The sequence below is a fragment of the Mesorhizobium sp. WSM4819 genome (assembly GCF_055811215.1).
Genome location: NZ_JBVVQO010000012.1, coordinates 56,763 through 82,076 on the forward strand (window position 1 = coordinate 56,763; position 25,314 = coordinate 82,076).

Below are 25,314 nucleotides of genomic sequence, written 5' to 3' on the forward strand. Positions count from 1 at the left end.
AATGCACAAACTTGAGCGCCTCTTGCGCCCGCGAACGATCGCCGTGTTCGGCGGCGCGCAGGCCGCCGCCGTCGTCGCGCAGTCGATCAAGATGGGCTTTGCCGGCGAGATCTGGCCGGTGCACCCGACCAAGGATGAAGTCGCCGGCCGCAAGGCCTACCGCTCGGTGGCCGACCTGCCCGGCGCCCCCGACGCCGCCTTTGTCGGCGTCAACCGGCATTCGACCATCGAGGTGGTCAAGGCGCTGGCCGAACGCGGCGCAGGCAGCGCTGTCTGCTTCGCCGCCGGCTTTCTCGAGACCGAGGCTTATGACGAGCATGGCGAGCGATTGCAGGCGGAACTGGTCGCTGCGGCGGGCCAGATGCCGATCATCGGGCCGAACTGCTACGGCCTGATCAATTATGCCGATGGCGCGCTTTTATGGCCCGACCAGCATGGCGGCATCAGGCTGGCCGAGGGTGGCCGCGGGGTCGCCATCATCACCCAGTCGTCGAACATCGCCATCAACATGACGATGCAGAAGCGCGGCCTGCCGATCGCCTTTCTGATGACCGCCGGCAACCAGGCACAGACCGGCCTTTCGGAAATGGCGCTCGGCCTGATCGAGGACGATCGGGTCACTTCGCTCGGCCTGCATATCGAGGCCTTCGATTCGGTAGCCGGCTTCGAAAGGCTGGCCGCGCGGGCGCGAGAGCTGAAGAAACCGATCATCGCCATGAAGGTTGGCCGCTCCGAGCAGGCGCGGCAAGCAACGGTGTCGCATACCGCGTCGCTGGCCGGCTCGGACGCTGCCTCGGGCGCCTTCCTGAAGCGGCTCGGCATCGCCCGCGTCGATTCCATCCCTGCCTTCATCGAGGCGCTCAAGCTGCTGCACGTCACCGGCCCCCTGCCCGGCTACCGGCTGTCGTCGATGAGCTGTTCGGGCGGCGAAGCGTCTGTCATGGCCGACAGCGCCGAAGGCCGCTGGGTGAATTTCCCGGCGCTGACCGACACCCACCGCGCCCACGTCAAATCGACGCTCGGGCCGCTGGTTGCGGTGGCCAACCCGCTCGACTACCACACCTTCATCTGGAACAACGAGCCGGCGATGACCGCCACCTTCACCGCCATGGTGTCGGGCGGCTTCGACCTCAACATGCTGGTGCTCGATTTCCCGCGCCCCGACCGCTGCTCCGATACCGACTGGTGGACGACGCTGCGCGCCTTCGAATCGGCGCTGAAGACCAACAAGGCGCAGGGCGCAATCGTCTCCTCGCTGCCGGAGAACCTGCCCGAGGAATACACCGCCGGCCTGATGGGACGCGGCATGGTGCCGTTGTTCGGCATTTCCGAAGCCATGGACGCCGCCCAGGCGGCCGCCTTCATCGGCTGGGCCTGGCGCGAGCCGCAGGCGCAGCCGATCGACACCTCCGCTTCCGGGGCGCCGGCCGGCGACCATGTCACGCCTGATGAGGCCGAGGCGAAAGCGCGGCTGATCGAGGCCGGGCTCCCCGTGCCGAGGGGTGAACGCGCCGGCAATGCGGTCGAGGCTGTCATCTCCTCGATGGCGCTCGGTTTTCCGGTTGCGCTGAAGGCTTTGGGCGTCACCCACAAATCCGAGCTTGACGCGGTGCGGCTCAACCTCAGGGACGCCGAATCCGTCAGCACGGCCGCCCATGATCTCGATGCGCTCGGCACCGGCCTCTATGTCGAGCGCATGGTGCGCGACGGCGTCGCCGAACTGCTCGTCGGCTTCACCCGCGACCCGATGTTCGGCGCGGTGATGACGCTGGGCACCGGCGGCGTGCTGGTCGAGCTGCTGCGCGACAGCGTCACGCTGATGCTGCCGGCGACCCGCGACGACATCGAGGCGGCATTGCGCGGGCTCAAATTGTTCCCGCTGCTCGAAGGCTATCGCGGCCGGCCCAAGGCCGATCTCGCGGCGGCCATCGAGGCGATATCAGGCATCGCCGCCTTCGTGCAGAAAAATGCCGGCGAGATCGAGGAGCTCGACATCAACCCGCTGATCGTCTGCGCGCAAGGCAAAGGCGCCTGGATCGCCGACGCGCTGCTGGTGCTTGGAGAAAACTAGAATGTCTGACGTCATCACCACCCGCCGCGAGGGCACGATCCTCGAAGTCACGCTCGATCGGCCCAAGGCCAACGCTATCGACCTCAACACCTCGCGGCTGATGGGCGAGACCTTCAAGGCGTTCCGTGACGATCCGGATCTGCGGGTCGCCATTGTCAAGACCGCCGGCGACAAGTTCTTCTGCGCCGGCTGGGACCTGAAAGCCGCGGCCAGCGGCGATGCTGTCGACGGCGACTATGGCGTCGGCGGGTTCGGCGGGCTGCAGGAGCTGCGCGATCTCAACAAGCCGGTCATCGCCTGCGTCAACGGCATGGCGGTCGGCGGCGGCTTCGAGCTGGCGCTGTCCTGCGACCTCATCTACGCGTCGGATCACTCCTCCTTTGCGCTGCCGGAAATTCGCGCCGGCACGCTGGCCGATGCAGCGACGATCAAGCTGCCGAAGCGCATTCCCTATCATGTCGCCATGGAGCTTTTGCTCACCGGCCGCTGGATGGATGTCGGCGAAGCGCATCGCTGGGGTCTGGTCAACGAGGTGCTGCCCAAGGAGAAGCTCGAGGATCGCGTCTGGGAGATCGCACGACTGCTGGCCGGCGGTCCGCCGCTGGTCTTTGCCGCGATCAAGGAGACGGCGCGGGTCGCCGAAGCGCTCACCTTCCAGGACGCGATGAACCGGGTGACGCGCCGCCAATTGCCGACGGTTGACGCACTGTACGGCTCGGAGGACAATCTTGAGGGGTTTCGCGCCTTTGCCGAAAAGCGCGACCCGGTGTGGAAAGGGAAGTGAAGGTATCGCGGAGATGATGGCGATCCGGCCCACCCTCCTCTGCCCTACCGGGCATCTCCCCCGCAAGGGGGAAGATTGGCAGCTTCGGCCATACATCCCATCCTGCGACGTTGAAGATTGGCGAAAGCCGACACGATATCCGATCTCCCCCCTTGCGGGGGAGATGGCCGGCAGGCCAGAGGGGGGTGCCCAGGCTCAACCTTGGCAGCCCATCCAGCGTCCATGACCGACTACAAAAAACTCATCGACGCCGAGACCTGGGCCTTCGTCGAGCGGACCAATTCCTATTTTCCGCCTGATGCGATCGACTACACCATCGATCAGCAGCGCGACATCTACGACCGCATGTGCCGTGAATTCTCTGCCGGCCACCCAGACAACGTTACGGCGGAGACCACCGCCATTGCCACGCCTTCGCATCCCATCCCGATCCGCATCTACCGCACACCCGCGCCGGAAGCGGCGGCGATGGTGCTTTATTTTCACGGCGGCGGTTATATCCTCGGCGGGCTCGACAGCCATGACGACCTCTGTGCCGAGCTTTGCAGCCGCACCGGCTATGAGGTGGTTTCTGTCGATTACCGGCTGGCGCCGGAACATCTGCATCCGGCCGGCTTCGACGATGCCATCAGCGCCTTCGAATGGGCGGCGACGACCTACAAGCGCCCGATCCTGCTTTGCGGCGACAGCGCCGGCGGCAATCTTGCCGCCGCGGTCAGCCATGCGACGCGCGGCCATGCACGAAGGCCGATCGGCCAGGTGCTGATCTATCCCGGCCTTGGCGGCGACCGCTCGCAAGGCTCTTACGTGACCCATGCCGAGGCGCCGATGCTGACGGTCCGCGACCTCGATTTCTACACGAATATCAGGACCGGCGGCGAAGACCGCACCGGCGATCTCACGCTGTCGCCGCTGGCCGATGCCGATTTTGCCAATCTCCCGCCGACTGTGCTGATCACCGCCCAATGCGACCCGCTGTCGTCAGACGGCGAGGCCTATCGCGACCGCCTCGTCGCGGAGGAGGGTCACGCCTACTGGTTCGAAGAGCCGGGGCTGGTGCATGGCTATCTCAGAGGCCGGCACACGGTGGGTCGTGCGCGCTCGAGCTTTTCCCGGATCGTCGACGCGGTGTCGGCTCTGGGACGCGGCGAATGGATCTGGTGAGGGTCCTACCCCACTGCCCGCGACGCCGCCCGGCCGGCGCTGCGGCCTGAAAAAATGCAGCCGCCAAGAAACGTCCCTTCCAGCGCCGCATAACCATGCATGCCGCCGCCGCCGAAACCGGCGGCTTCGCCAACCGCGTACAATCCTTCGACCGGTTGGCCATCGGTACCCAGGACGCGGCTGTCGAGATCGGTCTGCAAGCCGCCCAGCGTCTTGCGGGTCAGGATGTTGAGCCTGACCGCGATCAGCGGCCCATTGGCAGGGTCGAGCATCTTGTGCGGCTTGGCCGTGCGGATCAGCCGGTCGCCGAGATAGGTTCGGGCGCCGCGCAAGGCGGTGATCTGCATATCCTTGGAGAACGGATTGTCGAGCTGCCGGTCACGGGCGCGGATTTCGTGCTCGACCTGCGCCAGTTCGAGCAGCGGCTCGCCGCCGACAAGCGCGTTCATGTGGGCGACCAGCGCCGGCAAATCAGGCTCGACGATGAAATCCTCGCCCTTCTCAATGAACGCCTTTACCGGACCGGGAACACCCGATGTGGCGCGGCCAAGCACTTGGCGCCAGCTTTTTCCGGTGAGGTCGGGGTTCTGCTCGGAGCCCGACAGCGCGAACTTCTTCTGGATGATCTTTTTGGTCAGGATGAACCAGGAATAATCGAAGCCGGTGCTCATGATGTGGCTGAGCGTGCCCAGTGTGTCGAAGCCGGGATAGAGCGGCACCGGCAGGCGCTTGCCGCGGGCGTCGAGCCACAGCGACGACGGGCCGGGCAGGATGCGGATTGCATGGTCGGTCCAGAGCGGCGCCCAGTTCCTGATGCCTTCGACATAGTGCCACATGCGGTCGCGGTTGATGATGCTGCCGCCGGCCTGTTCGGTGATCGCCAGCATGCGGCCGTCGACATGGTCGGGAACGCCAGAGATCATGCACTTGGGCGGCGTGCCGAGCCGCTGCGGCCAGTTTTTGCGGACAAGCTCGGGATTGCCGCCGATGCCGCCGGAGGCGACGATGACCGCTTGCGCCTTGAGCTCGAAATCGCCGGCGATATCGCGCGAACTCCTGCGGCCGCGCTCGACATCGCTCAGCTCAAGCATGTCGCCGCGCACGCCATTCACGGCGGCGCCTGTCTGCGTCAGTTCGTTGACCCGGTGGCGGAATTTGAATCGGATCAGCCCGCTATTCTCGGCCTCGCGCACGCGCCGTACGAACGGGTCGAGCACGCCCGGCCCGGTGCCCCAGGTGACGTGAAAGCGCGGCACCGAATTGCCGTGGCCGACGGCGTTGCCGCCGCCGCGCTCGGCCCAGCCGACGATTGGGAAGAACTTCATGCCGCGCTGCGTCAGCCAGGAGCGCTTCTCGCCGGCGGCGAAGCCGACATAGGCCTCGGCCCAGCGGCGCGGCCAAAAATCTTCCGCACGGTCGAAGGCGGCGGTGCCAAGCCAGTCCTCGAGCGCCACATCATGCGAATCGCGGATGCGCATGCGCCGCTGCTCGGGCGAATCGACGAGGAAGATGCCGCCAAGCGACCAGAACGCCTGGCCGCCGAGCGACTGTTCAGGCTCCTGGTCGACAACGATGGTCTTCTTGCCGGCTTCGGCCAGTTCGGCCGCCGCGACGAGCCCGGCAAGGCCGGCGCCGACAATGATCACATCCGCATCGTCAGCCACTTTCTCCCCCCGGCTCTCCTCCCCGGCTGACGATTGTCAGACCGTCTCCCAGCCTTCCTTCTCGCCGGCGCGGAAGATGGCGTCGATGACCTTCTGGTTGAGCACGGACTCTTCCAGCGTGAAGACGCGGTCGGTGCCGCCCTGTGCCGCCCGCGCGAAGGCCTCGACCTCCAGCCGGTATTGCTGCATGCCGGGGAAGCGGAACACTTGCGCCTCGCTGTGGTTCTGGTTGTGCAGCTCGATGCGATGGTGGTCGTAGATGCCGGCGTTGAACGGCGAAAGCACCTCGATGAAGCCCTTCTCGCCGTGGAACACCATCGCCTGCCGCGCCGCCATCTGCGTCGACAGATAGAACGACAATTCGAAGTCACCGAAATCGGCGCGGATCGAGGAGTAGATGTCGGTGCCGAATGTCTTGTCGCGCTCGATCGTCGCCTGGACGCGCAGCGGCTCCTTGCCCGTCGAAAAGCGCGTCGACACCGTCGGGTAGACGCCGATGTCGGGCAGCGCGCCGCCACCGAGGTCGAGCTGGTTGCGCATGTTCTTGGGATCGACATTGTAGTAGGAGAACGCGCCCTGGACATGGCGCAGCCGGCCGATGGCGCCGTTGGCGATCAGCTCGCGCACCTTGACCCATTGCGGGTGGTAGACGACCATGAAGGCTTCGCAGACCAGCACGTTTTTGGCGTCGCGCAGCTTGATCAGCGGCGGAATGTCCCTGGCGTCGAGCGCCAGCGGCTTTTCGACCAGAACATGCTTGCCGGCCTCGATCGCCTTGGCGGTCCATTCGACATGCTGGGCGGTCGGCAGCGGGATGTAGACGCCGTCGACATCCCTGGATGCGAGCAGTTCGTCATAGGAGCCGAAGGCATGGGGGGCGCCGAACCGATCGGCCAGGGCACGGGCTTTCGACAGGTCGCGGCTGGCGATCGCCGACAGCACGCCGTTCTCCGCCTCGACCATTGCAGGCAAAAGATGCTCGCGGCCGATCTTGGCCGTCGACAAAACACCCCATCGGAACATCAGGCTTCTCCCTCTTCAAATTGCAGGCGTGGAGGTTTGCCTGAAATCGGCAAAAAAGCCAATGCGAAGCATGGCAGCGAGCAAGTCGATCGTCTGCGGCTTGTTCGGATGCCGGCGCTGCCCTCCGCAGAGCTTGGTTTCCTCGTCTCCGCAAAGGGGGCGAGGAAGCCAGGTCCTGAAAAGGCTATCCCCTTCTACCTGTATGTGTCATGTCGAAGCCGACGACGCTCCCACAAACCGGCTTTCTATCTTGAAGAAATCGACAAAGGCTCGCAGCGCCGGCCGCATCTGGCGGCGGCTCGGGTAGTAGGCGAAGAAACCGTCGAAGGGCGGGCACCAGTCTTCCAGCACGCGAATGAGCCGGCCGGTGGCCAACGCCTCGCGGACATAGTCCTCGAACAGGAAGGCAAGCCCAGCGCCGTCGGCCGCCGCATTGGCGATCAGATGGTCCTCGTCGAGGATCAGCGGCCCTTGCACCGCCAGCTCGATCTCCTCGCCGTCCTTCTCGAATTCCCAGCGGTAGAGGATGCCGCTGGAGAAACGGAAGCGGATGCAACGGTGACCGACGAGATCGTGTGGATGGCGCGGCCTGGGCATGGTTGCGAAATAGGATGGCGCGCCGACGACGGCGCCGCGAAGGTTTGGACCGATGCGCACCGCGATCATGTCGCGCTGCAGGCTCTCGCCGAGCCGGACGCCGGCGTCGAAGCCGCCTTCGACCACATCGGTGAAGCGGTCTTCGATGACGATCTCCAGCACGATGTCGGGATAGGCCGATGCAAAGGCACCGAGCCGCGGCGTCAGCGCCAGGTGGGCGGCGGTGCGCGGCACGGTCAGCCGGAGATTGCCCGCCGGCCGGTCGCGCGCCTCGACCGCCGATTCCAGCGCCAGATCGATTTCCGACAGCGCTGGCCTCAGCCGCTCGAGCAGCTGTGCGCCTGCCTCGGTCGGGGCGACGCTGCGCGTGCTGCGCGCCAGGAGCCGCACGCCAAGACGCGCCTCCAGGCTGGAAACCGCGTGGCTGACTGCCGATGGCGCGATGGCGAGCTCCTTGGCCGCGCCGCGAAAGCTGCCGCACTGGGCGACGGTAGCCAGCACTGCGAGTTGCGAGAGATGTGTTCGATTCATTGGTCTATCTTTTAGAACAGCCCGTGCGAGTAAGCGCCGATTATCGAACGCAGTGCAAGGCGCTATCTTTGCCGCATCACAACAAGGAGACGCGTGATGCAAACCCGCAAGCTTGGAAATGAACTTGACGTCTATCCGGTCGGCCTCGGCTGCATGGGGATGAGCTTCGGCTATGGCGGCCAGCCGGAGGTGGACGCGATCGCCACACTGCGCCGCGCCGTCGATATCGGCGTCAATTTCTTCGACACGGCTGAGGTCTATGGCCCGTACGAGAATGAGATCCTGCTCGGCAAGGCGCTGAAGCCGGTGCGTGGCCAGGTGACGATCGCGACGAAATTCGGCTTCAGGATTCTTGAAGAAGGTAACGGCGTCGAGCGCATGGCCGGTGTCGACAGCCGCCCCGAACACGTCAAGGCGGTGGCCGAAGCGTCATTGAAGCGGCTGGGCACCGAGGTGATCGACCTGTACTACCAGCATCGCGTCGATCCCAATGTGCCGATCGAGGATACGGTCGGCGCTATGGCCGAGCTGGTGTGCGAGGGCAAGGTGCGCGCGCTCGGTCTGTCGGAGGCGAGTGCCGCGACCATCCGCCGGGCGCATGCGGTGCATCCGATATCAGCCGTGCAGAGCGAATATTCGCTGTGGAGCCGCGATCCGGAGGAAGAGGTGTTTGCCGTCTGCCGCGAGCTCGGCATCGGCTTCGTCCCCTACAGCCCGCTCGGCCGCGGCCTGCTGACCGGAACGATCGCCAAGCCAGAGGTGCTCGGCGCCGATGACTGGCGGCGTGGACTGCCGCGCTTCCAGGCCGACGCCATGGCGGCCAATGCGGCCGTTGTCGCGACGCTGGAGACAATGGCGGCGGACAAGGGCGTGACGCCGGCGCAGCTGGCGCTCGCCTGGGTGCTGCATCAGGGCGATTTCATCGTGCCGATTCCCGGTGCGCGAAAAATCCGCCATCTCGAGCAGAATGCGGCAGCAGCACAGATTGCGCTGAGCCGGGCGGAAGTGGCGGCCATTGGCGACGCCCTGTCGCCGGAGAAGGTCGTCGGCAAGCGCTACACCGAAGAAATGCTGGCGCTGGTCAATGGGTGAACGGTGATCGACGGAGCAATCGAAACGGGACGTTCGGCGCGCCTTTTTCGAGCGCCGCGCAATGCAAAAATAATCGCGAGATATGGGCGCGAGACACCCCCCTCTGTCCTGCCGGACATCTCCCCCTCAAGGGGGGAGATTGAATCTCTCCGACTTTCGCGAACTGCCAACGCCGTAAGATGGCGGGACGGCGAAACAGCCATTGTCCCCCCTTGAGGGGGAGATGTCCGGCAGGACAGAGGGGGGCGCTGTCCCGCCATCGTCTGCGGAGAATACTCGGCTCACACGGCACAACAGTGATCGCCATGTGCCCGCAGCCGTCACGCTCTCAGCACGCCACCGGTCTGCTTGTGCACATTCTCGACGATGCGCTTGGCCAGCGCCTCAAAATCCTCGTCGGTCAGCGTCCTTTCGACCGGCTGGATCGACACTTCGATGGCGATCGATTTCTTGGCGGCGCCGAGTGACGCCCCTTCGAAAACATCGAAGACCGAGACGTTGGTGATCAGCTTCCTGTCGGCGGCAAGGGCTGCGCGGGTCAGCGTGCCGGCTTCGACCGCCTTGTCGACGACGAAGGCGAAATCGCGCTTGACCGCCTGGAACGCGGACAGTTCCAGTCTCGGTTTTGTCCGGGTCGGCTTGGTCTTCGGCTCCGGCACGGCATCGATGAAAACCTCGAAGCCGCAGAGCGGCCCGGAGACGTCGAGTTCCTCCAGCGTCTTCGGGTGGAACTCGCCGAACGTGCCCAAAATGACCTTCGGCCCGAGCTTGATCGTGCCGGAGCGGCCGGGATGATACCAGGCCGGGCCGCCGGCCTCGATCTGCAGCCGCTCGACCGGCGCGCCGCAGGCTTCAAGTGCTGCGATCGCGTCGGCCTTGGCGTCGAACACGCCGACCGGACCGGCATTGCCGGCCCAGTGGCGGCCGGAGCCGTCGAGCTTGGCCGTGCTGCGCCGCACGCCGGCGGCGACGCGCCGCTGCTGGTCGGCCGCATCGCCCTCGTAGGTGCCGGACACTTCGAACAGAGCGACATCGCCGATGCCCTTGTCGGCATTGCGCTGCGCGGCGGCGATCAGGCCCGGCAGCAGCGACGGCCGCATGTCGGACATGTCGGCAGCGATCGGGTTGGCGAGCTTGAGTGCGGTCTGGCCGCCGCCGAACAGTTCGGCGTGTTTTGCCGGAATGAACGACCAGGTGACCGCCTCCATCATGCCGCGCACCGCCAGCGCCCGCTTGGCGGCGCGGGTGCGGACCTGCAGGACAGTCAGGATCTTGGCGTTGACGGCATCGTGCGCGCCGAGCGGCTGCGGCGCGATGTTGTCGACGCCATGGATGCGCATGACCTCCTCGACCAGATCGGCCTTGCCGTCGACATCCGGCCGCCAGGACGGCACCGCCACATCGACGACATCGCCCGCGCCTTCCGGCTTGAAGCCGAGGCGCGAAAGAATGGCGAGGCTCTCCTCCATGGGCACCTCTGTGCCGGTCAGCCGCCTCACTTCCGACAGCGGGAAGGAAACGATCTTCGGCGCGTGGCCGGCATAGCCGACGACTTCGGTTTCGGTCGGCGTGCCGCCGCAGAAGTCCAGCACCAGCTTGGTCGCCAGTTCCACGCCGGGCACCATGAATTCCGGGTCGACGCCGCGCTCGAAGCGGTAGCGCGCATCGCTGATGATGCCGAGCGTCCTGCCGGTGCGGGCCGTGGTGATCGGATCCCAAAGCGCCGATTCGATCAGCACGTCGGTGGTCTTCTCGTCGCAGCCGGAATGCTCGCCGCCCATGATGCCGGCGATCGATTCGACGCCGTCCTGGTCTGCTATCACGCACATGTCAGGCGTCAGCGTGTATTCGCGGCCGTCAAGCGCCAGCACCTTTTCACCGTCACGCGCCCGGCGCACGGTAAGATTGCCGGCGACCTTGTTCGCGTCGAACACATGCAGCGGCCGGCCGCGATCGAAGGTGACGAAATTGGTGATATCGACCAGCGCGCTGATCGGCCGAAGCCCAATGGCGATCAGCCGCTGCTGCAGCCATTTCGGCGACGGACCGTTGTTCACGCCTTTCACCAATCTCAGGGCGAAGCCGGGGCAAAGCTCAGGGGCTTCAATCGTCACCTTCACCGGGCACATGCCGCTGCCGGCATGCGGCATGATCGCGCCGCCGACGAGGCGGCCGAGTCCGCTCGCCGCCAGATCGCGGGCAATGCCGTAGACGCTGGTCGCATCCGGACGGTTCGGCGTCAAACTGATCTCTATGACCGGATCGTCGAGATGCGCATAGGCGGCGAAGCTGGTGCCGACCGGCGCATCGGCCGGCAGATCGATGATGCCGTCATGCTCTTCGGAAAGCTCAAGCTCGCGCTCGGAGCACATCATGCCATGGCTTTCGACGCCCCTGATCTTGCCGACCGTCAGCGTCACGTCGATGCCCGGAATATAGGTGCCGGGTGCTGCAAAGGCGCCGATCAGGCCCGCGCGGGCGTTCGGCGCTCCGCACACAACCTGCACGGGTGCCTTGCCGTCGCCGGTATCGACCGTCAGCACGCGCAACCGATCGGCATCGGGGTGCTGCACCGCCGCCAGCACCTTGGCGATGACGAAGGGTTTTAGGCTCGATCTGTCGTCGACATGCTCGACTTCGAGGCCGATCGAGGTCAGCCGCTCGACGATCTCGTTGAGCGAGGCGTCGGTCTCGAGGTGGTCCTTGAGCCAGGAGAGGGTGAATTTCATGACTGTGTTCCGTCTGGTCTGGGCACGCTGGTCTTCAGATGTCTCGGCAAGTCATCCGGCATGTGCACGAAGGGAAGCTGCTCGCGCACATGGGCGTGGTGCGTCGGCTTGAAATAGGCCGGCATGTCCATGGCGCCGAGCATGAAATAGATGTGGTCGGCCAGCCGCTCATCGACATAGGCGATCGGCGAGCCGCAGATGCCGCAAAAGGAGCGCGTCACCGGTCCGTTCTCGAACATCTTCAGCGCCTTGCCCGTGAAGGCGACCTGCTCGGTGATGAAGCCGACGAAGGCCGATACCGGCGCGCCGCTGGCCCGCCGGCAATCGCCGCAATGGCAATAGCTGACATGGTGCGGTTCGGCCGAAGCCTCGAACCGCACGGCGCCGCAGCGGCAGCCGCCGGTGTGGGCCGCTGTCATGTGCTCAAGCCTGCGAACAGCGTCGGCATGTCGAGCGGCCGGAAGCCGTAATGCGACAGCCAGCGCACATCGGCGTCGAAGAAGGCCCGCAGGTCCGGCATGCCGTATTTCAGCATGGCGATGCGATCGATGCCCATGCCCCAGGCAAAGCCCTGATATTCGTCGGGATCGAGCCCGCCATATCTCAGCACATTGGGGTGGACCATGCCGCAGCCGAGGATCTCCATCCAGTCGGAGCCTTCGCCGAAGCGCACCTCGCCCAGCCGCGAACGGTCGCACTGGATGTCGACCTCCATGCTGGGTTCGGTGAACGGGAAGAAGCTCGGCCGGAAGCGCATCTTGACCTGCGGAACCTCGAAAAAGGCCTTGCAGAACTCCTCCAGCACCCATTTCATGTTGGCGACGTTGGCTGATCTGTCGATCACCAGCCCTTCGACCTGATGGAACATCGGCGAATGGGTGGCATCGGAATCCTGGCGGTAGGTCTTTCCGGGAATGACGATGCGGATCGGCGGCTTCTGCATCTCCATGGTACGGATCTGCACCGGCGAGGTATGGGTGCGCAAAAGCTTGCGCTCGCCCTTCTCGTCCGGCTGGAAAAAGAAGGTGTCATGCATCTCGCGCGCCGGATGGCCTTCCGGGAAGTTCAGCGCGGTGAAATTGTAGTAATCGGTCTCGATATCGGGACCTTCGGCGATGGCAAAGCCGAGGTCGCCGAAGATCGCGGCAATCTCGTCGCTGACCTGGCTGATCGGATGGATGCGGCCGCGCTCGGCCGGCGATTGCCGCACCGGCAGCGTGACGTCGACCTTTTCCGCCGCGAGCCGTGATGCGATCGCTGCGTCCTTGAGTTCGGCGCGGCGCGCGGTAAGCGCCTCGGTGATGCGGTTCTTGAGACCGTTGATCGCCGGGCCTTTTATCTGGCGCTCTTCTGCGCTCATCGAGCCGAGCGTCTTCAGCATTTCGGAGACCGAGCCCTTCTTGCCGAGCGCTGAAACACGCACGGCTTCGATCGCCTGCTCGTCGGCAGCCGACGCAATGTCGCTCATCAGGGAATTTTCGAGAGTTTCCATGTCACTCATGTTTCAGACTCGATTGAAGGCAAAGAAAAACCCGCGCCAGCCCTGCCAGCGCGGGTTTCCCAAATCAAGTGTCGATGTGCTTGGGAAGGCGCTGGTTAGGCTACAGCGCTTTCAAAAGCGTTCGGCGTGGTGTTCTTGAGGTACTCGAGCGCGACCTTGGCCTTGGCCACAAGGGCGGCAAATGCCTGCGGCTCGTGGATGGCCATGTCCGACAGGACCTTGCGATCGATCTCGATGCCGGCCTTGTTGAGACCGTCGATGAACCGGCCATAGGTCAGGCCATGCTCGTGGGTCGCGGCATTGATGCGCTGGATCCACAGAGCGCGGAACGAACGCTTGCGGTTCTTGCGGTCGCGGTAGGCATACTGCAGCGACTTTTCCACCGCCTGCTTGGCGATGCGAATGGTGTTCTTGCGGCGGCCGTAGAAGCCCTTGGCGGCTTTCAGGACCTTTTTGTGCTTGGCGTGCGAGGTGACGCCTCTTTTTACGCGTGCCATGTCATGATCTCCTTAAAACTTGTCCAGACCGAATGCCTTAGAGGCCGTTCGGCAGAAAATTCTTGATGACCTTCTTGCCATCCGGTTCAGCCAGAACCATCGTGCCGCGGGCATTTCGAATGAACTTGTTGGAACGCTTGATCATGCCGTGACGCTTGCCGGCCGCAGCCGACAGGACTTTACCCGTACCTGTGATCTTGAACCGCTTCTTGGCGGCTGACTTGGTCTTCATCTTGGGCATTTTGCTACTCCGTTTATGTGCGCATCATCGCGCTTTTGTTCGCTTCAGGCCGACCAAAGCCCGAAAAGCAAATGAAACCGCCACGGCATGCCCTGCCGGGCGGTTTTTGGGAACGGCGGTGCTATACGTCAAAGCGGGCCGGCGTGCAACACCCTGTGCCGACACACAATGGGCCTATGGGAAACGGAACAGCACCGGCAGTATGCCCGATTGTTGGGCGGCGTCGATCGATTCGAAAAACGGCATGGCGACGAGGAACACCAGTCCGTCCAGCAGCGTCGTCCGCAGCAGGCGCGGCTTGAAGCCGCCGGTGTCGCCTTCCTGATACAGCGAAAGCTTCGGGAAGAAGCGCGGCACTCGCGCCATATAGGCCTGGAATGGCGTTCCGAAGGCCTCCTTCAGGAACGTCTCTTCGCGCAGGATGACGACATGAAAGGCGGCGGCGCAAATCACCGCGAAGCCGATCGCCGCAGTGATCGAGCCCATCTGCGCGCCGACGCCGGCGGCAGCTATCGAGGAGAAGACATAGAGCGGATTGCGGGTGATCGAATAGGGTCCGCCGGTAACCACCTCGGAGGATTTGCGTCCGCCGATATAGAGCGTCGACCACAAGCGCCCGACAATGCCGAGAAAGATCAGCAGGACGCCGACCATTTCGATCGTTTCGTGCGGCACGCTTTCGGGAGGAAAAGCAGACTGGCCAAACAGCAGCGCTGCGAACATGACGACCACGAGGGCGGCAAGCACCATCCTGCGCGCGTGCTGATATCTGCCCAGCGCACGCCTGGCCTGCGCTTGTTCGGCCTGCGCCGATTTAACTTCATTGAGCATGTCGGGAATCCAATCGTCGAGGAACTTGCCGGCGATCGCGGCATCCGCAGTTCAATACAGCCAGAAGAGGACGGGAATTACACCGCTTTCCTGTCCGGACTCGATGAGTTCGAAAAACGGTACGGAAGCCACGAACATCAAGCCGTCGCGCAGCGTGTGATTAAAAATGCGCGGTGTGAAGGTGACCTCGGCCTGATCGCGATAAAGCCGGGGATTGGGAAAAAACCGCGGCACCCGTGCGATGTAGTCCTTGTACGGCGCCCCGAGCACGGTCGTCAAATGCCGTTCCTCGCGCAGCGTGACGATGTAGAACGCGGCCGCGCACAAAACCGCCGACGCCACCGAGACGATCACGCTGCCGGTCTGGGCGCCGATGCCGGCGGCCCCTATGGTGGAGAAAAAATACAGCGGGTTGCGCATCACCGAATATGGGCCGGTAGCAACCAGTTCGGCCGACTTGCGGCCGCCGATATAGAGGATCGACCAGAGCCGGCCGCCAATCCCGATCAGTATCAGGGCGATGCCGTACTGCCCCTCTATGCGTTCGTGGCCTAGTTCATCGTGCGTGGAGCCGCCGAAGATCAGCAAAGCGCAAAAAGCACCGACCAGCAGCGCCAGCAGGACGCGCCGGCGCCGCTGATAGCGGCCCATTTCGTCGAACGATCTTTCAATCGGAGAACGTGCCGCAGCGGCCATGGACAATCCTTTCGCCGCGAGGACCGGCAACCGGAATCCTTGTCGATGCAACTTGCGGAGAAATCATGGCGAAGACAAAAACAAACAAAAGGCCGCCGAAGCGGCCTTTTCTTTGACGGGACCGCTTTAGCGGAATCGCTTAGCGGGGCGCCAGCACCATCATCATCTGGCGGCCTTCGAGCTTCGGTTCGGCTTCGACTTTGGCGATCGGTGCAACTTCCTCGCGAACCTTGTTCAAAAGCTGCATGCCGAGTTCCATATGCGCCATCTCGCGGCCGCGAAAGCGCAATGTCAGCTTGACCTTGTCACCTTCCTCGAAAAACCGCCGGACCGCTTTCATCTTGGTCTCGTAGTCATGGCTGTCGATGTTCGGGCGCATCTTGATCTCTTTGATCTCGATGACCTTCTGGTTCTTGCGCGCCTCGGCCGCCTTCTTCTGGTTGGCGTATTTCAGCTTGCCGAGATCGAGAATTTTTACGACGGGCGGCACTGCGTTGGGCGATATCTCGACCAGATCGAGCCCAGCCTCTTCGGCGAGCAGCAATGCGTCGTTGATGGAGACATCGCCATGGTTGTGGCCTTCGGCGTCGATAAGCTGGACCCGGGGAACCCGGATGTCACGGTTGGAGCGCGGGCCCTCCTTGGTGGGCGCCGTTGCTTTGAAAGGTCTGCGAATGGTCGTGGTCTCCTTGAGCCGTTTCGTTCGGGGTTTTCAATTCAGAATTGCGAACGCGCCAATGTGGTGAGCGCGCGGCCGGAGTCAATAGCACAGCGCTCACAGGAAATCACCTGTTCCCTCACTTCTGCCTGCACCAAACGAAGAAAGTTGCCGAGCACTTTTCGTTGAACCGTCCGCTGTGTCAAAAGACCTGCGTGAGGAGTGAGCCATGACCGCACCGGTTTTTCTCGACGTCGACGGAACCAGCATCGCTGTCAGGCGCGCTGCGGGTGCCGAGCCAGGCATTGTCTGGCTCGGCGGCTACAAGTCGGACATGCTGGGCACCAAGGCCGAGAAGCTGGCGGAATGGGCGAGCGGGCAAAGCCGGGCTTTCCTGCGTCACGACTATTCCGGTCACGGCGAATCGGGCGGCGCCTTTGCGGACGGCACCGTCTCGAACTGGCTTTCGCAAAGTCTCGCCGTCTTCAATCATTTCACGCAAGGCAGGCAAATCCTGGTCGGCTCCTCGATGGGCGCATGGATCGCGCTGCGCATGGTCCAGGAATTGCGCCAGGAATGGCACACGCCAGGCGAGAACCGCATAGCCGGTCTGGTGCTTCTAGCGCCGGCGCCGGATTTCACCGCCGAGTTGGTCGAGCCGGCGCTGACCAAAGCGCAGAAGCGCGATCTTGCCAAAAAAGGTTTTTTCGAGGAGCCGTCGGACTATTCAGCCGAGCCTTACATCTACACCCGAGCGCTGATCGAGGACGGCCCCAACAACCGGGTGCTGACCGGGCCGATCGACACCCACTGCCCCGTCCACATATTGCAAGGGCTGGCCGATGCCGACGTGCCGCCGAGCCATGCCCTGAAACTGGTCGGCCTGCTGCCGGCCGACGACGTCACCCTGTCGCTGATCCCCGACGGCGACCATCGTCTGTCGCGGCCTCAGGATCTCGACATGCTGGTGCGGGCGGTCGATGCCATCGTGCGGCAGGCAGGCTAGGACATGCGCATTTCCATTCCGGTATCCGCCTTCGTTGCAGCGATTGTCGGCTTCGGCGGCACGTTGGCCATCGTCATCGCCGCCGCCAAGGCAGTCGGCGCGACGCAAGTCGAAACCGCGAGCTGGGTGACGGCGATCTGCCTCGCGATGGCGATCGAGAGCTTGTGGCTGTCGTGGCGCACCAGGATGCCGGTCATCGCCGCATGGTCGACGCCGGGGGTGGCGCTGATCGCGGCATCGAGCGGCTTTTCGATTAACGAGGCCGTCGGCGCCTTCATCGTCACCGGGATCTTGCTGATTGCCACCGGCCTGTTCAGGCCCTTGACCAAGCTGATCGCCAGGATACCGGCCTCGGTCGCGTCGGGGATGCTCGCCGGCATCGTCGTCACCTTCGCCATCAATGCTGTGAAGGCAATTCCCGTCGACCCGTGGCTGATCCTGCCGCTGATCGCCGCCTTCTTTGTCATCCGCCTGTTCAATCCGGCGCTCTCGGTGCTGGCGGTGCTGATCGGCGGCGGCGCTGCCGCGTTCCTCACCGGCCGGGTCGGTGGTCTGCCGACCCCGGAACTTTCGACATTGACGCTGATTGCGCCGCAGTTCACCGTCACGGCGATCATCGGCCTGGCGCTGCCGCTCTATCTCGTCACCATGGCCTCGCAGAACCTGTCCGGCCTCGCCGTGCTGAGGGCCGCGGGCTACCACCCGGAACCCGGCCCGCTGATCGGCGTCACCGGCCTGCTTTCGCTGCTGTCGGCACCATTCGGGGCCTCGACCACCAACCTGGCGGCGATCTCGGCGGCGATCTGCACCGGCCCCGACGTGCATCCCGATCCGGGCGAGCGCTGGAAGACCGGTCCCTTCTACGCGCTTGCCTACCTCGTCTTCGCCATTTTCGGCGCCTCGCTGGTGGCGATCTTTGCCGTGCTGCCGCAGAGCCTGATCGTGCTGGTCGCCGGACTGGCGCTGATGGCGCCGCTCGCCAACGCGCTGTCGATCGCCTTGAAGGAAGACGGCGAACGCATGGCCGCTACCGTCACCTTTGCCGTCACCGCCTCGGGGCTGACGCTATTCGGCGTCGGTGCGGCGTTCTGGGGCCTGATTGCGGGCCTGGTCGTCCTTTTCCTTGAAACGCTCAAAAAACGATAATCATTTCAATCGCTTGTCCGGTTTTGGCCGACACTGTCTTGAATCGCCGTTTTTCTCATCCCATTTCGATTCCACGCAGCCGGGATTGGCTGTCTCCAACTGAAGGATTGGGAGAAAATGAACACATCTGCATTGATCCGTCCGGCCTGGACGCCGGCGACCATCGCTCTGATGGTGATCGGTTTTATGGTGTTCTGGCCGCTCGGCCTCGCCATGCTCGCCTACATCATCTGGGGCGACCGGCTTGACGGCTTCAAGCGCGACGTCAACCGCGCGACCGACGGCATCTTCGCCGGCTGCCGCCGCGGTTCCGACAAAGCGGCGCGCTGGGGCCACGGCTCTGCCCGCACCGGCAACGTCGCTTTCGACGACTGGCGCGAAAAAGAACTCGAGCGGCTCAATGAAGAGCGCCGCAAGCTCGACGAGATGCTGAGCGAGTTCGACGAATACGCCAGGGAATTGCGTCGCGCCAAGGACCAGGAAGAGTTCGACCGCTTCATAGCGAACCGCAACAAGTCGACGTCACCCACAACCGGCGGGCCCACAACCGGCGGTGGCAAATCCACGCCAGGCCTGCTTGACGAGTAAGGCACTTGCCTCGACATAAATAATAATCAAAAACGGCGTCGCGTCAGCGGCGCCGTTTCTTTTTTGTTCTATTCGTTTTCCTCGAATCACGTATCGTCCCGGCCATGTCATTCGGCTTCTTCCGCAACCTGACCAAACCCAGGCCCGCCCCCGTCGTGGAGCGGGAGCATTGTGTTGCCGGCCGCACGCTGCCGCTCAAGATCGTCGAGAGCGACCGGGCGCGGCGATTGACGCTGCGCATCGATTCCGGTGGCCGGGGCCTGCGCATCACCGTGCCACCGGGCCTACGGCGAGGCGAGGTGGAAAAATTCCTTGACCGCCATCAGGACTGGCTGGAGCAGCGGCTGGCCAAGGTGCCCAACCGGCCGCAGGTGCGGCCCGGTATCAAAATACCGGTGCGCGGCGTGCCGCATCGCATCGTTCATGAGCCCTCGAAACGCGGTACCGTCACGCTGTCGTGCGACGAACGCGGTCCGCTGATGATCGTGCATGGCGAGCGCGTGCACCTGCCGCGCCGCATCGCCGATTTCCTCAAGCGCGAGGCCAAGCGCGAGATCGAGCGGTTGGTGGTCAGGCACACCGGGACGATCGGCAAGCGCGCCAAGGCAATCCGCTTCAAGGACACGTCGAGCCGCTGGGGGTCATGCACGTCGGACGGCAACCTGTCGTTCTCCTGGCGGATCATGATGGCGCCGCGACCGGTCATAAACTACCTCGTCGCGCATGAGGTGGCGCATCTCAAGGAGATGAACCACGGCCCGAAATTCTGGAAATTGTGCGAGCAGCTCTGCCCCGACACCGAGCGCTGCAAGGACTGGCTCAAGCGCAATGGTGGCGCGCTGCAAGCGATCATGTTCGAATAGATCGCCCGGTCAATCATCATTCGCCGCGTTCAACTCCTCTGGGCGCAGCCCCTCGTCGGTATGGCGCGGCCATGGCAGGAAGTCCTTCTTGAAGGCGTTGCTGCCGAAATAGTCGAGCGCGCGCTGTGCCTCGGCGCCGTTGAAGGCGGCCTTGTCCATCAGATGGGCGATGACCTCGCGAGCCTGGGCGACTTTTTGCCTGAGTTGGGCGACGGTATCGTCTGCCATGCTTGTTTGCTCCCGCCTGTATTATCTGAAGTAAGTAGCCCGTTCCGCTCTCTTGTCTTAGGAAGGTAGCGCGTTCCGCGCCGGTGGCAAACACGCGCTTTTTCTCGACTCTTTTGCCGTTTCGTGCCAATCCCCGCGTCATGGCGCTCGACATCAAGATATGCGGACTGAAGACCGACAAGGCATTGGCCGCGGCATTGGCCGGCGGCGCCAGCCATGTCGGCTTTATTTTCTTTGCCAAAAGCCCGCGCTATGTCGAGCCGGCGGAAGCCGGCCGCTTGCGCGAAGCGGCAATCGGCAAGGCTAGGGCGGTTGCCGTGACAGTCGACGCCGGCGATGCGTTTCTGGATGAAATCGTCGAAAAAATGCAGCCCGACATGCTGCAGCTGCATGGCTCGGAAACGCCGGAGCGGATGGCCGAGATCAAGGCCCGCTATGGCCTGCCGGTGATGAAGGCGCTGCCGGTCAGCGAGGCTGCCGACCTGGAGCGGATAAGACCCTTCGTCGGCGTTGCCGACCGTTTCCTGTTCGACGCCAAGCCGCCGAAGGGTTCCCAACTGCCGGGCGGCAACGGCGTTGCCTTCGACTGGCGCGTTCTGGCCGGCCTTGACGCAGGCGTCGATTACATGCTTTCCGGTGGGCTCAACGCCGCCAATATCGGCGATGCCTTTCGGCTTGCCAACCCGCCCGGACTAGACATTTCCTCAGGCGTGGAAAGCGCGCCGGGCGTCAAGGATCCGGCGCTGATCGAACAGTTTTTCCGGGCCGTCAAGGCAGCACGCGACAGCCGCGCCGCCTGACCGTGCTTCAAACCACAAGCTAGGAGATCGGCGATGAACAAGCCGGCGATACCCAATTCCTTCCGCACCGGACCCGACGAGCAGGGCATGTTCGGCATCTTCGGCGGTCGTTTCGTTGCCGAAACATTGATGCCGCTGATCCTCGACCTCGAGCGGCACTGGAACGAGGTCAAGGACGATGCGGATTTCAAGGCCGAACTGACTGACCTTTCGATCCACTATGCCGGGCGGCCGTCGAAGCTTTATTTCGCCGAAGGCCTGACCAAGCATCTTCGCGAGGTTTCCGCGGCTAAGGGCCTCGGGGGCGGCGCAAAGGTCTATTTCAAGCGCGAGGATCTGAACCACACCGGCTCGCACAAGATCAACAACTGCCTCGGCCAGATCCTGCTGGCCAAGCGCATGGGCAAGAAACGCATCATCGCCGAGACCGGCGCCGGCCAGCACGGCGTGGCGTCGGCCACCGTGGCGGCGCGTTTCGGCTTTCCGTGCGTCGTCTATATGGGCGCCACCGACGTCGCCCGGCAAAGCCCGAACGTCTTCCGCATGAAGCTGCTCGGCGCCGAGGTGCGGCCGGTGAGCGCTGGCCACGGCACGTTGAAGGACGCCATGAACGAAGCTCTTCGAGATTGGGTAACCAATGTCGAGGATACCTACTACCTGATCGGCACCGCCGCCGGCCCGCACCCCTATCCGGAGCTGGTGCGCGACTTCCAGTCGGTGATAGGCATCGAGGCGCGCGTCCAGATCCTCGAGCAGGAAGGCCGGCTGCCGGACACCATAATTGCCGCCGTCGGCGGCGGCTCCAACGCCATCGGCCTTTTTCACCCGTTCCTCGACGACCGCAGCGTAAAGATCATCGGCATCGAGGCCGGTGGCCGCGGCCTCGACGGCATCGAGCATTGCGCCTCGATGAACGCCGGCGCGCCCGGTGTGCTGCACGGCAACCGCACCTATCTCCTGCAGAACGCCGACGGGCAGATCATGGACGGGCATTCGATTTCGGCCGGCCTCGACTATCCCGGCGTCGGGCCGGAGCATTCCTGGCTGCGCGACAGTGGCCGCGTCGACTATGTGCCTGTTCTCGACGACGAGGCGCTGGAGGCGTTCCAGTTGACGACACGCGTCGAAGGCATCATTCCGGCGCTCGAATCCGCCCATGCCATCGCGCATGCGGTGAAGATCGTGCCCGCCATGGACAAGGACCAGATCGTCATCGTCAACCTGTCCGGCCGCGGCGACAAGGACGTGCATACGGTGGCCAATATGCTGGGCATGGAGATCTGATCATGACCACCCGCATCGACCGCCGTATGGCCAAGCTGAAGGCCGAAGGGCGCCCGGCACTCGTCACCTATTTCATGGGCGGCGACCCCGACTACGACACCTCGCTGTCGATCATGAAGGCATTGCCCGGCGCCGGCAGCGACATCATCGAACTCGGCATGCCGTTTTCCGATCCGATGGCCGACGGCCCGGCGATCCAGGCGGCCGGCCTGCGCGCGCTGAAAGGCGGGCAGACGCTGGTCAAGACGCTGAAGATGGCTTCGGAATTCCGTGCCGCCGACAATGAAACGCCGATCGTTTTGATGGGCTACTACAATCCGATCTACATCCACGGCGTCGACCGCTTCCTCAGGGATGCGCTGGCCAGCGGCATAGACGGACTGATCGTCGTCGACCTGCCGCCGGAAATGGATGAGGAGCTGTGCATTCCGGCGCTGAAGGCCGGCATCAATTTCATCCGGCTGGCGACGCCGACCACCGACGACAAGCGCCTGCCCAAGGTGCTGCAGAACACCTCCGGCTTCGTCTATTACGTGTCGATGACCGGCATCACCGGCTCGGCGCTGGCCGACACCGGCAAGGTGGCGGCGGCGGTCGGGCGCATCAAGGGTCATACCGACCTGCCGGTCTGCGTCGGCTTCGGCGTCAAGACCGCCGAGCAGGCGCGCATCATCGGAGCGTCGGCCGACGGCGTCGTCGTCGGCACTGCGATCGTCAATGCGGTCGCCAATGTTCTGGGGCCGAAGGGCGAAAAGACCGCCGACCCGGCCGAGGCGGTCGCCACGCTGGTCAGCGGGCTTTCGCAAGGCGTGCGCGCGGCCCGCCTTGCTGCCGCCGAATAGTCTTGATCTTCTGGTTGACCATGATCTCCACCGAAAACCGGTTTCCACTTTTCGGGATCATGGTCTAACTCTTCGTCAGGACAGGAGCCGAAGCGATGAACTGGATCACCAACTACGTTCGACCGAAGATCAATTCGATGCTCGGCCGGCGCACCGACATGCCTGAAAACCTCTGGATCAAGGATCCGGAGACCGGCGAGATGGTCTTCCACAAGGATCTGGAGCAGAACCAGTTCGTCATCCCGTCCTCCGGCCATCACATGAAGATCTCGGCCAGGGAGCGGCTGAGATTCTTCATGGACGACGGCAAGTACGAGATGCTCGAAAACCCCAAGGTGGTGCAGGATCCGCTGAAATTCCGCGACGAGAAGCGCTACACCGACCGGCTGAAGGACGCCAAGGCCAAGACTGGGCTGGAGGACGCGATCATCAATGCGCTGGGCACCGTCGAAGGCCTGCCGGTGGTGGTGACCGTGCAGGACTTCGCCTTCATGGGCGGCTCGCTTGGCATGGCCGCCGGCGACGCCATCGTTCGTGGCTTCGAGGTCGCAGTGCAACGCAAGCGGCCGCTGATCCTGTTCGCGGCCTCCGGCGGCGCCCGCATGCAGGAGGGCATCCTGTCGCTCATGCAATTGCCGAGAACCACGATCGGCGTCGATCGGCTGAAGGAAGCCGGTCTTCCCTATATCGTCGTTCTGACCAACCCGACTACCGGCGGCGTCACTGCCTCCTACGCCATGCTGGGCGACGTGCACATCGCCGAGCCCGGCGCGCTGATCGGCTTTGCCGGGCCGCGCGTCATCGAGCAGACGATCAGGGAAAAGCTGCCCGACGGCTTTCAGCGCTCCGAGTATCTGATGGAGCACGGCATGGTCGACATGGTGGTGTCGCGGCTGGAGATGCGCCAGACGATCGCACGGCTCCTGAAAATGCTGCTCAAGCTGCCGGAAGAAGAAAAGCCGCTGGAACCGGAAATCCTGCCGCCGGTGGCGGTCCCGGCGGAAGCACGCCCGCAAGCCTGACGCGACATCCGTCGTCGCGAACCGCGATTGCGCGCCATCTGTGGCGCTGTAGCATCTTGATTTCACGCATGATTCCTTTCCGAAAATCGATTTCGATTTTCGGGGTCATGCGCTAGGATTCTCCCATGAGCACGCTTGCCGCCGACCGCGAAATCGAAAGCCTGATGTCGCTTCATCCGAAGGGCTTCGATCTTTCGCTCGACCGCATTTCGCGGCTGCTGGAGCGGCTTGGCAATCCGCAGGACCATCTGCCGCCGGTCATCCACATCGCCGGCACCAACGGCAAGGGCTCCTGCGCCGCGTTTTCGCGGGCGCTGCTCGAAGCGGCCGGCCACCGCGTCCATGTCCACACATCGCCACATCTGGTGAATTGGCATGAGCGCTACCGGCTGGCCGCCGACGGCGGCGGCAGGCTGGTCGAGGACGAGGTCTTCGCCGATGCCATCGCCCGCGTCGCCAAGGCCAATGAAGGCCAGAAGATCACCGTCTTCGAGATCCTCACCGCCGTCACCTTCCTGCTGTTTTCCGAACATCCGGCAGATGCCGTCATCATCGAGGTCGGCCTTGGCGGCCGCTTTGATGCCACCAATGTCATCAAGGAACCGGCGGTGTCGGTGATCATGCCGGTCTCGCTCGACCACGAATCCTTTCTCGGCGACCGTGTCGAACTGATCGCAGCCGAAAAGGCCGGCATCATCAAGAGCGGTTGCCCGGTGGTCATCGGCGCGCAGGAAAGCGAAACGGCGCTTCAGGTGCTTATCGAAACCGCCGAGCGGCTCGACTGTCCCACCTTCGTTTATGGCCAGGATTTCCTCGCCTTCGAGGAAAACGGCCGGATGGTCTATCAGGACGAAGACGGGCTGATGGACCTGTCGCCACCGCGGCTGCCAGGGCGCCACCAGTTCGCCAATGCGGCGGCGGCGATTGCGGCGGTCAAGTCGGCAGGTTTCGAGATCAGCCATCGCGTCGCCGACAAGGCGATGGCCAATGTCACCTGGCCGGGGCGGATGCAGAAATTGCCGCAAGGCAGGCTGACGGAACTGGCGCCAAAGGGCGCCGACATCTGGCTCGACGGCGGCCACAATCCCGGCGCCGGCGTGGTCGTCGCCGAGGCATTGGCCGAGCAGGAGGAAAAAAACCCGCGGCCGCTGTTCTTGATTTGCGGCATGATCAACACCAAGGACCAGAGCGGCTATTTCCGCGCCTTCAAGGGCCTGGTGCGGCATGTCTACACGGTGCCGGTGAGCCTCAGCGAGGCCAGTGTGCCGAATGACGAACTGGCGATCCGCGCCGTCGAGGCCGGCCTGTCGGCCGAACCGGTGAGCTCCGTCGCCAATGCGCTGATGCTGCTGCGCGACACGTGGGACGGACCGCCGCCGCGCATCCTGATCAGCGGCTCGCTCTATCTGGCCGGCGCGGTGCTGGCCGAAAATGGCACGCCGCCGGTTTGAGGCGC

At 63.9% G+C, this 25,314-nt stretch carries 25 protein-coding genes; 13 read left to right on the forward strand and 12 right to left on the reverse strand.

The genetic code is table 11. The annotated features are described in order from the left end of the window. The first annotated feature begins 1 nt into the window (after position 1). From AC0L18_RS13470 to AC0L18_RS13480, 3 genes are all read left to right on the forward strand, one after another. The gene (locus tag AC0L18_RS13470) at positions 2 to 2,071 is read left to right on the forward strand and encodes an acetate--CoA ligase family protein (protein WP_473492698.1); all 2,070 of its coding nucleotides are present in this window, start codon (positions 2 to 4) and stop codon (positions 2,069 to 2,071) included. 1 nt (position 2,072) lies between these two features. Continuing rightward, positions 2,073 to 2,855 carry a carnitinyl-CoA dehydratase gene (locus AC0L18_RS13475; protein ID WP_473492700.1) on the forward strand — a complete coding sequence of 261 codons (783 nt, stop codon included), beginning with the start codon at positions 2,073 to 2,075 and terminating at the stop codon, positions 2,853 to 2,855. A 222-nt stretch (positions 2,856 to 3,077) separates the two neighbouring features. Then, entirely contained in the window at positions 3,078 to 4,019 is a 942-nt protein-coding gene (locus AC0L18_RS13480; RefSeq protein WP_473492701.1) for an alpha/beta hydrolase, read from the forward strand. 5 nt (positions 4,020 to 4,024) lie between these two features. Here the strand turns inward: AC0L18_RS13480 and AC0L18_RS13485 are convergent, their stop codons facing one another. From AC0L18_RS13485 to AC0L18_RS13495, 3 genes are all read right to left on the reverse strand, one after another. Continuing rightward, complete coding sequence (locus AC0L18_RS13485) at positions 4,025 to 5,683, reverse strand: FAD-binding dehydrogenase (protein ID WP_473492702.1); 1,659 nt, start codon at positions 5,681 to 5,683, stop codon at positions 4,025 to 4,027. A 36-nt stretch (positions 5,684 to 5,719) separates the two neighbouring features. Further along, a complete protein-coding gene (locus AC0L18_RS13490) occupies positions 5,720 to 6,706 on the reverse strand; it encodes a Gfo/Idh/MocA family protein (RefSeq protein WP_473492703.1) in 987 nt (328 codons plus the stop codon). A gap of 207 nt (positions 6,707 to 6,913) precedes the next feature. Then, the gene (locus AC0L18_RS13495) at positions 6,914 to 7,834 is read right to left on the reverse strand and encodes a LysR family transcriptional regulator (protein ID WP_473492704.1); all 921 of its coding nucleotides are present in this window, start codon (positions 7,832 to 7,834) and stop codon (positions 6,914 to 6,916) included. Positions 7,835 to 7,930: 96 nt separating this feature from the next. Between AC0L18_RS13495 and AC0L18_RS13500 the strand changes: the two genes are divergently transcribed. Further along, positions 7,931 to 8,926 carry an aldo/keto reductase gene (locus AC0L18_RS13500; protein WP_473492705.1) on the forward strand — a complete coding sequence of 332 codons (996 nt, stop codon included), beginning with the start codon at positions 7,931 to 7,933 and terminating at the stop codon, positions 8,924 to 8,926. 320 nt (positions 8,927 to 9,246) lie between these two features. Here the strand turns inward: AC0L18_RS13500 and pheT are convergent, their stop codons facing one another. From pheT to infC, 8 genes are all read right to left on the reverse strand, one after another. Continuing rightward, a complete protein-coding gene (gene pheT / locus AC0L18_RS13505) occupies positions 9,247 to 11,655 on the reverse strand; it encodes a phenylalanine--tRNA ligase subunit beta (RefSeq protein WP_473492707.1) in 2,409 nt (802 codons plus the stop codon). Beyond that, a complete protein-coding gene (locus AC0L18_RS13510) occupies positions 11,652 to 12,074 on the reverse strand; it encodes a GFA family protein (RefSeq protein WP_027152017.1) in 423 nt (140 codons plus the stop codon). Before AC0L18_RS13510 ends, pheT begins: the two co-directional genes overlap by 4 nt. After that, positions 12,071 to 13,156 (reverse strand): phenylalanine--tRNA ligase subunit alpha, encoded by a 1,086-nt coding sequence (pheS, locus tag AC0L18_RS13515; protein WP_473492709.1) that lies wholly within the window; start codon positions 13,154 to 13,156, stop codon positions 12,071 to 12,073. Before pheS ends, AC0L18_RS13510 begins: the two co-directional genes overlap by 4 nt. 95 nt (positions 13,157 to 13,251) lie before the next feature. Next, complete coding sequence (gene rplT / locus AC0L18_RS13520; RefSeq protein WP_023796882.1) at positions 13,252 to 13,653, reverse strand: 50S ribosomal protein L20; 402 nt, start codon at positions 13,651 to 13,653, stop codon at positions 13,252 to 13,254. Positions 13,654 to 13,690: 37 nt separating this feature from the next. Further along, entirely contained in the window at positions 13,691 to 13,894 is a 204-nt protein-coding gene (gene rpmI / locus AC0L18_RS13525; RefSeq protein ID WP_006201248.1) for a 50S ribosomal protein L35, read from the reverse strand. Between the two features lie 174 nt (positions 13,895 to 14,068). Then, positions 14,069 to 14,725, reverse strand: coding sequence for a methyltransferase family protein (locus tag AC0L18_RS13530; protein ID WP_128244572.1), 657 nt, complete (start codon positions 14,723 to 14,725; stop codon positions 14,069 to 14,071). 51 nt (positions 14,726 to 14,776) lie between these two features. Then, positions 14,777 to 15,421, reverse strand: a complete 645-nt coding sequence (locus tag AC0L18_RS13535) for a methyltransferase family protein (protein WP_287171452.1) — start codon at positions 15,419 to 15,421, stop codon at positions 14,777 to 14,779. A gap of 139 nt (positions 15,422 to 15,560) precedes the next feature. After that, positions 15,561 to 16,097, reverse strand: a complete 537-nt coding sequence (infC, locus tag AC0L18_RS13540) for a translation initiation factor IF-3 (protein WP_077374810.1) — start codon at positions 16,095 to 16,097, stop codon at positions 15,561 to 15,563. A gap of 211 nt (positions 16,098 to 16,308) precedes the next feature. On the opposite strand from infC, the gene AC0L18_RS13545 reads away from it, so the two are divergent. The 4 genes from AC0L18_RS13545 (at position 16,309) to AC0L18_RS13560 (ending at position 19,682) form a co-directional block, all read left to right on the forward strand. Beyond that, complete coding sequence (locus AC0L18_RS13545; protein ID WP_473492711.1) at positions 16,309 to 17,085, forward strand: alpha/beta hydrolase; 777 nt, start codon at positions 16,309 to 16,311, stop codon at positions 17,083 to 17,085. A 3-nt stretch (positions 17,086 to 17,088) separates the two neighbouring features. Beyond that, entirely contained in the window at positions 17,089 to 18,231 is a 1,143-nt protein-coding gene (locus tag AC0L18_RS13550) for a benzoate/H(+) symporter BenE family transporter (protein ID WP_236377961.1), read from the forward strand. A gap of 117 nt (positions 18,232 to 18,348) precedes the next feature. After that, positions 18,349 to 18,819, forward strand: coding sequence for a DUF2852 domain-containing protein (locus AC0L18_RS13555; protein WP_473492712.1), 471 nt, complete (start codon positions 18,349 to 18,351; stop codon positions 18,817 to 18,819). 104 nt (positions 18,820 to 18,923) lie between these two features. Then, a complete protein-coding gene (locus AC0L18_RS13560; protein WP_027152023.1) occupies positions 18,924 to 19,682 on the forward strand; it encodes a M48 family metallopeptidase in 759 nt (252 codons plus the stop codon). A 9-nt stretch (positions 19,683 to 19,691) separates the two neighbouring features. Here AC0L18_RS13560 and AC0L18_RS13565 read toward each other — a convergent pair whose 3' ends face one another. Continuing rightward, a complete protein-coding gene (locus AC0L18_RS13565) occupies positions 19,692 to 19,910 on the reverse strand; it encodes a hypothetical protein (protein ID WP_473492714.1) in 219 nt (72 codons plus the stop codon). 140 nt (positions 19,911 to 20,050) lie between these two features. On the opposite strand from AC0L18_RS13565, the gene AC0L18_RS13570 reads away from it, so the two are divergent. The 5 genes from AC0L18_RS13570 to AC0L18_RS13590 all read left to right on the forward strand — a co-directional run bounded on the left by AC0L18_RS13570 (position 20,051) and on the right by AC0L18_RS13590 (position 25,309). Continuing rightward, on the forward strand, positions 20,051 to 20,710 hold the full coding sequence (locus tag AC0L18_RS13570) for a phosphoribosylanthranilate isomerase (RefSeq protein WP_473492715.1): 660 nt from the start codon (positions 20,051 to 20,053) through the stop codon (positions 20,708 to 20,710). 33 nt (positions 20,711 to 20,743) lie between these two features. Beyond that, positions 20,744 to 21,994, forward strand: a complete 1,251-nt coding sequence (gene trpB / locus AC0L18_RS13575) for a tryptophan synthase subunit beta (protein WP_473492716.1) — start codon at positions 20,744 to 20,746, stop codon at positions 21,992 to 21,994. 2 nt (positions 21,995 to 21,996) lie between these two features. Beyond that, positions 21,997 to 22,836, forward strand: coding sequence for a tryptophan synthase subunit alpha (trpA, locus tag AC0L18_RS13580; RefSeq protein ID WP_473492717.1), 840 nt, complete (start codon positions 21,997 to 21,999; stop codon positions 22,834 to 22,836). A gap of 95 nt (positions 22,837 to 22,931) precedes the next feature. After that, the gene (gene accD, locus AC0L18_RS13585) at positions 22,932 to 23,858 is read left to right on the forward strand and encodes an acetyl-CoA carboxylase, carboxyltransferase subunit beta (protein ID WP_023796893.1); all 927 of its coding nucleotides are present in this window, start codon (positions 22,932 to 22,934) and stop codon (positions 23,856 to 23,858) included. A gap of 125 nt (positions 23,859 to 23,983) precedes the next feature. After that, entirely contained in the window at positions 23,984 to 25,309 is a 1,326-nt protein-coding gene (locus AC0L18_RS13590; RefSeq protein ID WP_473492718.1) for a bifunctional folylpolyglutamate synthase/dihydrofolate synthase, read from the forward strand. Positions 25,310 to 25,314: the final 5 nt, after the last annotated feature.